14 protein-coding genes and 1 pseudogene are annotated in these 12,139 nt (G+C 45.6%); all 15 read right to left on the bottom strand.

The features are described from left to right. Positions 1-272: 272 nt before the first annotated feature. The gene (locus AACU55_RS06280; RefSeq protein WP_134705238.1) at positions 273-743 is read right to left on the bottom strand and encodes a hypothetical protein; all 471 of its coding nucleotides are present in this window, start codon (positions 741-743) and stop codon (positions 273-275) included. Between the two features lie 49 nt (positions 744-792). Further along, on the bottom strand, positions 793-2,187 hold the full coding sequence (locus AACU55_RS06275; RefSeq protein WP_134705237.1) for a VasL domain-containing protein: 1,395 nt from the start codon (positions 2,185-2,187) through the stop codon (positions 793-795). An 82-nt stretch (positions 2,188-2,269) separates the two neighbouring features. After that, the gene (locus AACU55_RS06270) at positions 2,270-3,079 is read right to left on the bottom strand and encodes a lysozyme inhibitor LprI family protein (RefSeq protein ID WP_013577852.1); all 810 of its coding nucleotides are present in this window, start codon (positions 3,077-3,079) and stop codon (positions 2,270-2,272) included. 161 nt (positions 3,080-3,240) lie between these two features. After that, the gene (gene tssE / locus AACU55_RS06265; RefSeq protein WP_134705236.1) at positions 3,241-3,672 is read right to left on the bottom strand and encodes a type VI secretion system baseplate subunit TssE; all 432 of its coding nucleotides are present in this window, start codon (positions 3,670-3,672) and stop codon (positions 3,241-3,243) included. 19 nt (positions 3,673-3,691) lie between these two features. Further along, on the bottom strand, positions 3,692-5,296 hold the full coding sequence (tssA, locus tag AACU55_RS06260; protein ID WP_134705235.1) for a type VI secretion system protein TssA: 1,605 nt from the start codon (positions 5,294-5,296) through the stop codon (positions 3,692-3,694). A 201-nt stretch (positions 5,297-5,497) separates the two neighbouring features. Further along, positions 5,498-5,908: pseudogene (locus AACU55_RS06255) on the bottom strand (type VI secretion system Vgr family protein); the annotation flags it as partial. A gap of 384 nt (positions 5,909-6,292) precedes the next feature. After that, on the bottom strand, positions 6,293-6,985 hold the full coding sequence (locus tag AACU55_RS06250) for an Imm52 family immunity protein (RefSeq protein WP_134705232.1): 693 nt from the start codon (positions 6,983-6,985) through the stop codon (positions 6,293-6,295). An 8-nt stretch (positions 6,986-6,993) separates the two neighbouring features. Continuing rightward, positions 6,994-7,284 carry a Tox-REase-5 domain-containing protein gene (locus tag AACU55_RS06245; protein WP_167686122.1) on the bottom strand — a complete coding sequence of 97 codons (291 nt, stop codon included), beginning with the start codon at positions 7,282-7,284 and terminating at the stop codon, positions 6,994-6,996. 142 nt (positions 7,285-7,426) lie between these two features. After that, on the bottom strand, positions 7,427-8,122 hold the full coding sequence (locus AACU55_RS06240) for an Imm52 family immunity protein (protein WP_134705230.1): 696 nt from the start codon (positions 8,120-8,122) through the stop codon (positions 7,427-7,429). A 103-nt stretch (positions 8,123-8,225) separates the two neighbouring features. Further along, positions 8,226-8,441 carry a Tox-REase-5 domain-containing protein gene (locus AACU55_RS06235; RefSeq protein WP_134705229.1) on the bottom strand — a complete coding sequence of 72 codons (216 nt, stop codon included), beginning with the start codon at positions 8,439-8,441 and terminating at the stop codon, positions 8,226-8,228. A gap of 197 nt (positions 8,442-8,638) precedes the next feature. Further along, on the bottom strand, positions 8,639-9,331 hold the full coding sequence (locus tag AACU55_RS06230; protein WP_134705228.1) for an Imm52 family immunity protein: 693 nt from the start codon (positions 9,329-9,331) through the stop codon (positions 8,639-8,641). A 9-nt stretch (positions 9,332-9,340) separates the two neighbouring features. After that, the gene (locus AACU55_RS06225) at positions 9,341-10,009 is read right to left on the bottom strand and encodes a restriction endonuclease fold toxin 5 domain-containing protein (protein WP_134705227.1); all 669 of its coding nucleotides are present in this window, start codon (positions 10,007-10,009) and stop codon (positions 9,341-9,343) included. Beyond that, entirely contained in the window at positions 10,002-10,358 is a 357-nt protein-coding gene (locus AACU55_RS06220; RefSeq protein WP_134705226.1) for a hypothetical protein, read from the bottom strand. Before AACU55_RS06220 ends, AACU55_RS06225 begins: the two co-directional genes overlap by 8 nt. A gap of 28 nt (positions 10,359-10,386) precedes the next feature. Continuing rightward, positions 10,387-10,896, bottom strand: a complete 510-nt coding sequence (locus AACU55_RS06215; protein ID WP_240785608.1) for a DUF4123 domain-containing protein — start codon at positions 10,894-10,896, stop codon at positions 10,387-10,389. After that, a partial coding sequence (locus tag AACU55_RS06210) for a DUF2345 domain-containing protein (protein ID WP_134705225.1) occupies positions 10,893-12,139 on the bottom strand: 1,247 nt, incomplete at its 5' end. The genes AACU55_RS06210 and AACU55_RS06215, both read right to left, overlap by 4 nt.

Genomic DNA, 12,139 nt, shown 5'->3' with positions numbered 1-12,139 from the left:
GAGGTCATGTTGTTGCATTGATCTGGATCAAAAAGTTGTGATGTTTTTCAAATGTAATTTCCCTGCATTCGGTAATGGCTTGTTGTGTGCAAAATTGGTAACAAGAAAGTTAAATTTGCAGGAGCGGCAGCGCATTCTTATTTTTAATGCAATGTAAATTTATGTCATCGGTTTTGGTGAAAAATGCAGCCGGAAGGTAATTTTTGTAGCATTTTTTTACATTTTAACGGAGGTCTGCCCGGGTGACAGAGGAAAAAAGACGCCCGAAGGCGTCAGGGTAATAAGCCTTCTATCAGCGCAAAAAAGGCATCTTCACTAAACGCCCGCTCTGGCCCGGTGAAGGGATTTGCAGGGCGCCATGTCCAGTCCCTGTTTTCGCCAGCACGCATAAACAACCGGCACAGGACAGTGACGCGACCCTGAACGCAAAGACTGGTTTCCACACAGCCTGTGACGCCCTGGCCATATAAATAGACCGGCGTGAATTTCACCTGCCTGTCTTCATAAAACAGCCGTATACCCGGAACGCTGAATGATTTCCCGCCCATCAGACATTCAACCAGTGAGATAGTGGTGCCTTCGATCCGTATACCGGTGCCTTCCAGCCATTCTTCCATGTTTTCCTGCAGCAGGCTGATCCGCTGCCGGAACTCGGCGATATCCGCCTGACCTTTATTTTCAAAAGAGCCAGTGCGAGGCTGGCTGTCTTGTAATTTTTTTAGAAACCGTTCTTTTGCTGACATACTTCCTCTGTAATTCAAGGTGGCTGACGTCCGCCGCCACAAACATCAGTCAGTGATCTGCCTGACCATTTTTTTCGGTTGTCGCCGGTAAATTCTGGAGGAGCAACACATACCTGTTCAGCAACTGCGTGAACTGGTTATCCAGTTGCATAATCCGCTGCGGGGATATGCCTTTTTGCTGTTGTTTATCCTGCGCCAGCTTGCGCAGCGATTCTTCGACTGGCGGCGAACTGTTCAGCGCCTGCTGGATGGCAAACACCGAGGATTTTAGCTGCGACACGGTCATGTATTTACCGCGTTGTTCATCCAGCCCGTTGAGTTTGTCCGCCAGTTGCTGTAACTGCGTATTCGCCTGTTGCCAGCCATCGAGGTTTTCCTGCGGTATCGCACTGGCGTTAAGCTGCTGTGTCCAGTTTTTTGCCAGTTGTTGAGATGCGGGGTTATCCGGCCAGAGGATTTGCGCCTGTTTTACCAGTTGTGCTCCGGTGTCCTGTGCCCAGCGCGGTGACAATGCTGCCAGCTGGCGTGTTTGCTGTTGGGTGGCGGCCAGAAATGCCGGTGCCTCGCGGTGGAGCATCTCAGCCTGCTGGTTCTTAAGTGTTTCCATCGCCTGTGCGTTCAGCGATTTTGGTAATACCGGCAGCGTCGCCATCAGTTGCTCTGCCGTTTGCGGATGATAAAAAGCATCTATCCCGGCTTTAAAACCGGTACTGGCCAATGCCGTCACCACGATACCTGCGATAAACCCTTTCCACTGCACCGGACGTTTCACTGGCGAAGGCGGTGCAATCACGTGCGGTTCGGCAGGTCCGCTCTGCGCAACATACACCCATTGTTCACCGGGTTGCGCGGTCCACTCTTTTTCCGCTTTTTGTGCCGCTGCCGCCGGTAAAACGATTGCTGCATCGCTGGTCGCGTGCATATTCTCCAGCCTGACGGCAGTACCATGCATGAAACTGCTCAGTGCTTCCAGCTGGCTGACGTGTTTCAGTTCAAGGCGTTGCAACACATTGCAAAGCGAAGCGATCAGTTTTTCTGCCTGATAAATCTGCGATAAATCATGATATTCCAGTGACATACCGCGCAATATTTGCTGAAGACGCTGACTCAGACCCGAAAGAATTTCCATCCGCGCGTGCACCGGCTGCGGCCACAGTCCCGGCCACTGCCGTGAAATTAATGCCTCGAGGATCGCCAGCCCTTCATTTAATCCCTGCATGCCCGCTAGCCGCGCTCTGGCCTGTGTGTACCAGGAGGCCGTTTGCAGCTCGATACCGTTTTGCTGGAACAGGTTCAGACACAGTTGTTCCACCTTTTTCCAGTCCACATCCGGACGCGCCGGATGGGTTAATTTGCTCAGTTCTTCGCGTAAAACCGCATAATCAGCCAGCGCACGCGGGTCATCCCCGGTGCGCAACTGGCGGTTTTTGTCTTGGGTTATCATCTTGTCTTACCTGAGAAAGCTTTATTTGGCGGTAAAGTTTGTGCACCCGATTTTTTGGGTGCACATTGACTAGCATTGTAAATTAATAATTATCGCCACCTAAAAATGCGATGCGTTCATTTGTCATTTTTGTCTGACAATCATAAATATTAATCCTGTTTTGAATTGGCGTAATTTCCATATCCGCATCCGATAATTTTCCGCATTTAAGCGCTTTTTCATTCACCCACGCTTGTTGTGATTTCTTCATGGAAGTTTTAATCGAGTCCGGGAGGCTTTTCCAGATATCATTCAGGTTTCGGTCGCTTCTTGCATAGTTATTTTTTGAGTTGGATAATTTTACAGTGAAATTAGAAGTGATGATATGATCTTTATTCACTGCGAGTGTGGACATTTTATATATAGAGTTCTGAATGTAATTAACTCTGCTTACAGATATATCCTTTTTGTTATCAGCCAGACTGAGGCTGTAGGGATAATTACTCCATACAACTTTACCGTTATTCATTTTCCCATTATCTGAAATGATACTGGACAGATACTCCGGGTTGTTTTTTAACACTTCAAGGGTTTCTGGTGGAAGTTGTGCCGCTATTGTTGCACTACAGTTCAGCGTTCCGTCGGTTGTTGATGTTGTTGAGACATTAGAAATCGTCATGGGTATTGAATCTATTTTACTCTGAAATTCCTGGATGTCTTTTTTATAGAATGCTCCGGAGTTGATAATATAATCGTTCTGCAGTTTCGCTCCTGCTTCACTTTTGATGTAATCCTGAACAGCTTTGACAGCATCATCTCTGCCACATTTGAAGTCTTCGCCTCCAAATAGCCCCGCTTGCGCGCTTAAAGAAAATAATGAGGCGGTGGTCAGTAAAAAAATACCTTTAAACATATATAAAAACCCTTTATTAATTAAAATGACCAGACATTGCGCCTGGTTAGCTTTTCCATGCATATGATCTGTTTTATTTAGAGGCTATTTCATGATTGTGGGTTACTCCTCCCTGTTGACATTAAATTTTAAAAAACAGGAATTAAAATATTTTAAATTTGTCACACGTAATTCTGTTGTTTCATATGACGCATCAGCACGCGGCCTTCCGGCATAAACTCGGTACCGAATCGCACTAAGCCAAGCTCTTTCAGTTCGGCGTCAATGGCGTATTCGAGATGTCCGGGGCTGGACTGGGGCAATAAAATAACGTGCAGTTTTTTGATGCGTGGCTCGTATTTCAGCAAGGTCTCTGACAAGACATCCAGCAGGGAATGCGCCGTACCGGGCATCCCTTGCAGGATTTTGCTCATGTCCGGCAGACCGTAATCCGGCAGATGGGTAAGCGTTCCGGCTCGGCAATTGAGGATGCGCTGCATGTTATCAAGCACAGAGAGGATCACCTGATTCTCTTCGCTGACGTTGTGCAGGTCGAGGCCGCCGGCAAAGTTGCCAGTGAGGATTTCATAAAGAGAGGGGGATTTTGAGTTCATTCGCGGTTAAAGTCCTTTCTTAAGCACAAAGCACTGCCGCGCGCGCAGGATCAATTGAAACCAATCCGGCGAGTAGCGTGTCCATTTCGAGGATGAGTTTTGCTTTATCAGTATCGCCGCGCTGGAATTGCATTCTCAGCAGTTTGAGTCGTCGTGCTTTTACTTCAAACAGCAGGGCAGGCTCCCATTGTTTCAGCGTCAGGCGATTTCCTGTGCTGTCCAGTTCTCCAAGTAAGTGGAGTGCCATTTCATTTTTTCCATATTGTTCAGCAACACGAGCCATGAGCAGCCGTATTAGCCAACGCTGGCGGGGTGTAGTGATCCCCGGGCGAATCTGCAACCAATTGAGTGCAGCTTCAATACCTTCACCGTCTGCCTGCGCCAGTGCTTCGGTTTCAAGCTGAAGAACATCTTCATCGCCACTTGCAGAGACTGCATTGGGTTCAGATTGCCATCGCCCGTCATTGTCCTGAATATCACGAGCGATCCAGCCTGCGGTCACTTCGTCTGCAAAGGGTGTACCGTCACTGTAGGCCAGCGTTTCCAGTCCCGGTAAACGAAGCAGCAATAACCGCAGATCCTGTTCGATAAATTCTGCCCAACTATCATAAGGCGCCCCCGACTTGCTGAGTGCCTGGTGCAAGTACCATTGAATATCCAGCCAGAAATGGTTCACGCCTTCAGTAAACATCCTATCTGCATTTTCCAGTAATTCGCTCCAGCTTTGTTGCAGATACAGGCGTTTGAGTTGGGCACGGTAGTCAGTACGGGGTGGTACCAGGCGAGTACAACCTTTAGCGTCCAACGGAGGTAGTTGGTCGACGGTGTCCCAGCGTATTGTAGTCATCAAGCGGTGTCCTGATAGCCAGCCTTGTGGCTGGTCTCGCAGGTACTGAGCTAACGCCTTAGCCTGATCGAGTAACTCACGACCAGACTGTATTACCTTTAATGTCGGCATGTCCGGCGAGATGGAGCGCGAATCAGACGTTGCCTGACCGCCGCTATTTTGCGGAACAACGGCATCGAAGCCACCAGACTGAGCCAGTCGGGATTCAAGGGCATCATAAAGACCGCCTAACTGTGGTCGGTTTGCGTCTTCCCATGATGTAATAACGTCTTCAAACAGGGTGAGTGCAGCCAAAATGCGTTCAAACTTTGGCTTATCGACTTCGGGATATAGCGAAAGGCTGTCGAGGACTTTACTGCCTGCCAGCCACTCCATGGCAGCCCGCCGGCTATTTTTTCGTGATGGCAACAACTGGTCTCCATAGCGAGAGACCAGTCCGCTCAACAGTTCCAGCCCTTCGGCCAGACCCGATTCGCCGTCGCGATGCAATCGTGCCCAGAGATAATAAGTGGCTACCCTTACGTCTTTGCATACAGTGGTCAGTAATTTCTCCGCCAGTTGGCACACCAGTTCAGTATCCGCGCCTGAAAGCTTATTAACCTCTTCACGCATACGTTGAAAGTCATCGTCATAACCGGGATCTTCACCAGTTGCGTTATCGCTGCTAACCGGGTTTAGCCATTTTTCCCACAGCGCTGTTTGCACTTTGGCCTTTTGCATCAATATATCTGGGTTTTCCTGTGGGCATAGCGCTAACAGGGTGTGTAATGTGGCCATGAGACATTCCTTTTCGTTATGGCATTTAATGCGGCGGGAATGGAAAATGAAAATTTAAACAGGTTTAGAATTCCTAACCTGATAAACAAAATAAATTAAGTAGCAACAAATACATAAGCCAGAGGAGATTTAAAAAATATTGCAAATAACATTGTTGTGGGTTGGGGCAGATTTTTTTGCCAACCCTACATTAAACTCATAGCTATACAGCTGGGTTTTGCCGTATTCGGTGGCGAGCTTGATGTGCTCCTCACCGCGCCGGTCCTCCATCCGCAGCTTGTTATTGGACGGGGTGCGCAGAACGTTGCGGGTGTGGTTACTTTCGGTCACGTGGTCGGGATGTTGGGAGTCGTGCAGCGCGGCGGCGATATACGGCCGGTCAGGGTCGCCTTTGGTCGGGTTTTCCACCCGCGCCGGTATCGTGCCGCTGAGCTCCGGACACGCCGGCGGTTCGGGGCGAAAGCCAATCGTTTCGCGGTAGGCCATGCCCCAGATATTGAGGCGGAAGTGGTCGGTGCGCGAGCCTTTGGCGACGATGCGGGTAATCAGGATACCGTCCGGCAGTTCGCTGAACGGGTGGTTCTGCGGCTCCAGCACCTGACCCGGCGCCAGCGGCGGCGTCCACGACCTCACCGGCCTCGCGGTAGGGGCCGGCGTACCGTTGGTCACCGGCATGCCTCCTACCAGAATACCTACCATCAGAGACCTCTCCCTTCTCTATTAATCACGACATGTTTGAGTCTCTCAGGAGACCCTATGTAATCACAGCTAGAGTTCTGTCATTAGCGGCAAAAATCCAAGGTCTAACAGTTTGATCTCAATATCATTAGATTTTGCAATATGTTCTTCATTTTCACCATCGAAGAGTTCCTCAGTTGAAACGATAATAGTTCCTCTTTGCCGCCCATTATCCATGACAGGGATAACTCTGGTTCTTTATTTTATTAATGTCGATTATTGAGTTGGAGGTTGTTGATATACTAGTAAAGACAATAATTACAATCCCTTTAGTAAAGGCAAAAATCCATCAGCAGCAAGCTCTATCTCTACATTATTAGCATGGGAGATGTGGAGAGGGTTTTTACCATCGAAAATCTCGCTTGAGATAATTATTGTTCCATTTATTTCTTTTCGCTGAATGACTTTAAATGCCGATCGGGCATGTTCTGATGAAATCAATTGTGGTAAAAACAGAATCCAACCAACTGCCAATCTATCTTCGAAAACAGATAATTCTTTTCTTCTATATTGTTCTGTATCTAGAAAAATATATTTGAATTTCCATTCGTCTAAAGATGTTAATTTATTAAATATATCAAGGAAAACATTAAAATCATTTAGTTTTGAAAGTGATTTAATTGTAAGTGAGAATGTATATCTGTCTTCAGATATTGCTGGGGTGTTTTTAAACCATAGCGTTAGTAGACTATCATCTTCATTTTCATCAGCAAGTATGACACTAATACTATTATTTGATTTTATCATTTCATCGACATAGCTAAGTGCATCTTGGGATGTTTGACCATTTTCGATACCTTTGACACTCCCTTTGGGAGTCGCTATAAACCATAGCTTCGGTTTTTCACTCCAGTTTGGTAGTGTATTAATGAATTTAATCAATTCATTGAATATATTTCCCGATGTTACTTTGTTTTTTCTGTAAATTAAACCTTGTATTTTATAAAACATATTTACACCTATTGTTTGTTTGTGATTATTGTTCGGACATACTCGGTGGGCATTGGCTTCTCAATTACTGAAATATCTAACCCTTCTTCTGCAAATTCTGAACGCGCATATCTGGCACTAATGGGTTGCATGAAATACCAATGTAAACGACCGGGTGGCATTCCCTTCAATGCACAAGAGTTTTGAGAACGCGCTTGCTTCATGAAAAGTCCGTCAGTTCCTTTGGTTATGCTCATGAAAAATTTAAGCTCTTCATTCAAATCAAAAAATTGATCATTAAAAGCCTTCGTTTCAATCAACAGGTATTATTTAGGTAAAAAACCATCGAATGCGACTCTATTCCTTGGCCGCCTTTAAATGTATATGCCAGCGCACGACGCTTCTTTTTATAGTGAGAAAGTGAAGATGGGTTTCACGATTGACATATTTCGCAAGTAGGGGTCATAACTCGGTCCATTTCGGTAAGTAGCCATGAGCAGCCAATTCTATTTCAATGTTGTTTGCTGCTAAAATGTCACCAGGTTCTTTACCGTTAAAATTATCCTTGGTTAAAACAATTGTTCCATTTTTATCTGATGTGATTATAACTTTTTGTGCAGATGGGATGTCATCACTAGCGATTTTCATTGGCAAAAATAGCATCCACCCCACCGGTATTCTATCTTCAAATACCGCTTGTTGGCGCATGCCATATTGTTCAGTGTCTAACATGATATATTTAAACTCCCACGCCTCCATTTTTATTATTTTGCTAATGTATTCAATAAATACATCTTTATTATTCATCGAGTCTAATTTTTTTATTGTTAGCGACAAATAAAATCTTAAAGGGGATATGGCTGGAGTATTCATGAGCGAAATCGTTAAAATACTAGCATCCTTTTTTTCATCGGCTAACGTAATATTTAATGAGGGCTTTTCATTCGATATCTCATTAATGTATGCTCTTGCCTTTTCAGTAAAAGTGTTGTTCTCAATCGCAATTAATTCTTCCTTTGGGTGTGCAATTAACCATCGCGATGGTTTATCGGTCCAGTCTGGAATTATTTTAATAAATGAGGTGATCTCTTCAAATAACAAGTTGGCATTAATTTCTTTTTCTTTTCTATAAAATATGGTTTCTAATTTATAAAACATATTCACCTCTACTGATCATTTATTAAATAATAGTTCGATGTTTTCAGTAAACATAGGCTTGTGTATTACTTTAATTTTCAGCCCGAGTCTTATGAACCTAGATTTAGAAAATGAATAGCTTATTTGCTGCATAAAATACCACTCTAAATTTCCCAGGCGGCATGCCAGAGAGTGCACACTCATTTTGTTTAGTTGCTTGATCTAAAAACAATCCACCTTCCCCTTTGGTAATTGCTATGAAAGTTTTCATTTCTCCATATTGATCAAAAAATTGATCATAATTAGCTTTCGTTTCAATCAGCAGGCATTCATTTGACATTTATTCTGTAGATATTTTTACCTCAACCTCACCGCGCCGGTCGTCCATCCACAGCTTGTTATTTGACGGGAGCGCAGGACGTTGCGGACGTGGTTCATTGGCCGCCTTTAAATGTATATATCAGCGAGCGAAGCTTTCTTGTTTTTAGTGAGAAAGTGAAGATGGGTTACGCTATTTACATATTTCGTAAGTATGGGTCACAACTCGGTCCATTTTGGTAAGTAACCATGAGCAGCCAATTCTATTTCAATATTATTTGCCGATAAAATATCATTAGCATTTTTTCCATCGAAGGTATTGTTTGTTATTATTATTGTGCTTGGATTTTCGAGTGTATTGATAACTTGTAAAGCTGATGGGATTTCTTTTGGATCGATAATTATAGGTAAGTATAACATCCACCCGACTGGCAGGCGATCTTCAAAAACTGAACGTTGTTCCATTTTATATTGCTCAGTTTCAATTAATATATACTTGTATTTCCAGGCGCTAAAGTAATGCATTTTTTCTAATATTTTAATAAAAGTACTTTTGTCATTATTTTTATTTGGCGAGCGAATGGCGAGAGTTAATGAAAATCTATTTTCTGACACTGCGGGCGTATTTTTGAGCCAAATAATTAGTGGGCTATCATCGCCATCCTTGCTAGCTAAAGCTATACTAATATTTTTTCTCTTGGCCATGATCGCACTTACATACTCTACAGCAGAGTTTGAGACTCCCATTTTATCAATGGCTATTATTTTTTCTTTAGGGTGAGCAATAATCCATTCCTTTGGTTTCTCTTGCCATGCCGGAAGCAAATTGATGAAAGCTCTCAGTTCATTAAGAATCTCTGCTGCAGAAACTTCACTTTCTCTATAAAAAATACTTTGAATAAGATATAGCATAATTTCACCTTAATTATTAGGGTATATGGTTGATATATATTCAATCGGCATGGGCTTATGAAGTGTTTTAATGTTCAGGCCTTGTTCTAAAAATTGAGTCCTTGCATATTTGTAACTTATTGGTTGCATAAAATACCATTCTAATCTTCCAGGGGGTATTCCTGCTTTTGCACTAGCATCTTGCCTTGTAGCTTGCTCCAAAAATAAACCATCATCCCCGTATCTGATGGCCATAAAAATTTTCAAAAGACCATCCCTTGCGAAAAATTGATCATAATTAGCTTTCGTTTCAATCAGCAGGCATTCTTTAGGTACAAAACCATCGAATGCAACCCCATATGTCCACTCCATTATTTTCATTACCTGAAAATGGATTGGGAGCTTACAGATGTAGAACTGATATGCAATGCTGATATCGGACCAGCCTTTAATATTCTGGAGTGTCACTTCACCCTGAGTATAGACGCACTGGTCACATCCTTCCTCACTTAACTCCTTGGTCAAACTAGCTGTTTCTTCCTTAACATTCTCCATTTCAGCCATATAGGCCAAATATTCTTGTCTATGGGCTTCAAGATCTGAAAGGATACCAACCACGCCACCCAGACGTCCTCTGGTCCCGGGTATAGTCCCTGTACGGCCAGCTGGGACTGGCATAGTTGCTCCAACATTACTCATTTTCAACTCCAGAATTTCTTTTTAAAAAGTTGCTCCTGATTTGCTGGTATTTTACATATTCACGTTCAGGACTTTCCGTACCATTTAAAATCCAGTTCTGCATCGTATTTGTTTTGTAAAAACCAGGTTCATAAGCATTCATTATTAAAAATTCTGTCTTTATCTTTTTATCAGTGAAGCCGTTCTCATTTACAAATTGCTCGGCATCAATAAGATGAAATTTTATTCCCCCATCATCGGCAAGGGAAGGAGAGTGCTTAATAATTATTTGGTGCAGACTGCTTATATAATTATCTCTTTCTAACGCCCTGAGGTTTGAAAGTTGCTCTGGAGATATTTTTACTACCATAATGTTTTTCTCCCTGAAGAAAACTTCATTAGTCCCAAAAATACTTACCCTTGGATTTTATATCGTAAGTTTCGCCATTCAGTGTCAAAAACCAGCATTCAATACCAGCAATAAGTTCCTCATATTCTTTTTCAGCCAAAAGAAGCTCGATATCTTTAAGGATTCGAGGGTCATAAAATCGAAATAATGCTCCACGCCCGTCCGGAAGCTGTAAATTTAAAAAAGGTTTAAAATGATTTACAACATTCTCCAAAGTCCAGCAGGAAAGGAACCATGAAACTGATGGATATATGCACTCCAGCTGTTGCAGTTTTTCACGATACTCAATGGTTGTATTCAATGAGAACAGCCAGGGGCCTGCAAACTGAATGCGAGAGTCAGGACCACTATCAAACAGAGGTGCAACGATCCCTTTCTCAGTTTTTATTTCTTCACCAAAGTGACGTTCATATTGCAGGCCATCTACCAAAGCGAAACTTCCACATTCAGGATGAGATATTAATTGATTCATCACGACGGAATATGCGGCAGTGTTCATGATTCTCCCCTTATAACAAATGCATTGCCCGACATTGCCGCTTTCATCAGGCAACTGAGGCAAATACCGCCACCGGTCATGGCGGCCAGTTCTGCCGCCATGGTATCCGCCACCGTCAGCACCGTGTGCGGCGTTTTCCTGAAATACTCACCGGCCGTGCCGTACTCAATTTTGCCGTCCTGCAGGATGAGATAACTGCCGCCGCCTATCAGCGTGATGCGCTTTTTCGCGCTGAACAGGATGTCGCCGTCCACCGCCGTGAGGCTCACTTTTTTGCCCGCCGCAAGCGCCAGCTGGTTGTTCTGCGCCTGAACGTCGACCCTGCCTTCGCCGGCCTTCAGGCTCATTTCGCCCTTCAGGGCAAAAATGCCCATTTCCTCACCGGTGTTGACGGTCAGGTTCTTAATCACCCCGATATCCGCATTGTTACCGGCGTTCAGAATCATGTTTTTGGCAGCTGCCAGCTGCATATGTTCTCCGCTGGTCAGCGCCATGCCTTCCGGGGCGCTGGCCAGCACCACCTGATTTATCGGCTTCAGCCGTTCGCTGAACATCGCGATTTGCGCCGCGATGTCGGCCTCCAGCGCGCTGGCTTCGGCGGCGGCCTGGCTGAGGGCTTTCACCTGACGCTGCAGGTAGTCGATTTCAGCCATCGCCGCGCTGTTATCCAGCACCTGACCCTGACCCTGCGGCTGGGCGTCCGCGCTGAGAAAGACGCCCTTACCACCGCGCAGGACGCCGTGTTCATCGGTGCGCAGCTCGAAACCTTCGCCGCGCGGCGCGTTTTGCGCATCGACGATATGCCCGCTATTCAGCTGGGTTTTGCCGTATTCGGTGGCGAGCTTGATGTGCTCCTCACCGCGCCGGTCCTCCATCCGCAGCTTGTTATTTGACGGGGTGCGCAGGACGTTACGGGTGTGGTTCCTTTCGGTCACGTGGTCGGGATGTTCGGAGTCGTGCAGCGCGGCGGCGATATACGGCCGGTCGGGGTCGCCGCCGTCAAAGGCGATGGCCACTTCTGTGCCGTCGGTCAGCGGCATATGCCAGCCGTAGCCGTCGCCGCCGTAGGGTTTGGCGAGGCGCACCCACAGGTAGGCGTAACCGGCATCCGCCGGGGCACGGTCGCCGTCAATGCGCACGCGGTAGCGCCCCTGATTATCCAGCCACGCGTAGGTGTCGCCTCGGGTCGGGCTTTCCACCCGCGCCGGTATCGTGCCGCTGAGCACCGGCCGCGCCGGCGGTT

Source organism: Rahnella sp. CJA17(1/100) (assembly GCF_963881615.1).
GTDB lineage: Bacteria > Pseudomonadota > Gammaproteobacteria > Enterobacterales > Enterobacteriaceae > Rahnella > Rahnella aceris.
Note: the sequence above shows the minus strand (reverse complement) of the source record. Positions and strands in the feature narration are given on the sequence as shown.

Bases quoted from the DNA above. Each gene is read 5' to 3' on its own strand.
- AACU55_RS06280 (WP_134705238.1), bottom strand. From the start codon at position 743: ATGTCAGCAAAAGAACGGTTTCTAAAAAAATTACAAGACAGCCAGCCT.
- AACU55_RS06275 (WP_134705237.1), bottom strand. From the start codon at position 2,187: ATGATAACCCAAGACAAAAACCGCCAGTTGCGCACCGGGGATGACCCG.
- AACU55_RS06270 (WP_013577852.1), bottom strand. From the start codon at position 3,079: ATGTTTAAAGGTATTTTTTTACTGACCACCGCCTCATTATTTTCTTTA.
- tssE (WP_134705236.1), bottom strand. From the start codon at position 3,672: ATGAACTCAAAATCCCCCTCTCTTTATGAAATCCTCACTGGCAACTTT.
- tssA (WP_134705235.1), bottom strand. From the start codon at position 5,296: ATGGCCACATTACACACCCTGTTAGCGCTATGCCCACAGGAAAACCCA.
- AACU55_RS06250 (WP_134705232.1), bottom strand. From the start codon at position 6,985: ATGTTTTATAAAATACAAGGTTTAATTTACAGAAAAAACAAAGTAACA.
- AACU55_RS06240 (WP_134705230.1), bottom strand. From the start codon at position 8,122: ATGTTTTATAAATTAGAAACCATATTTTATAGAAAAGAAAAAGAAATT.
- AACU55_RS06235 (WP_134705229.1), bottom strand. From the start codon at position 8,441: ATGTCAAATGAATGCCTGCTGATTGAAACGAAAGCTAATTATGATCAA.
- AACU55_RS06230 (WP_134705228.1), bottom strand. From the start codon at position 9,331: ATGCTATATCTTATTCAAAGTATTTTTTATAGAGAAAGTGAAGTTTCT.
- AACU55_RS06225 (WP_134705227.1), bottom strand. From the start codon at position 10,009: ATGAGTAATGTTGGAGCAACTATGCCAGTCCCAGCTGGCCGTACAGGG.
- AACU55_RS06220 (WP_134705226.1), bottom strand. From the start codon at position 10,358: ATGGTAGTAAAAATATCTCCAGAGCAACTTTCAAACCTCAGGGCGTTA.
- AACU55_RS06215 (WP_240785608.1), bottom strand. From the start codon at position 10,896: ATGAACACTGCCGCATATTCCGTCGTGATGAATCAATTAATATCTCAT.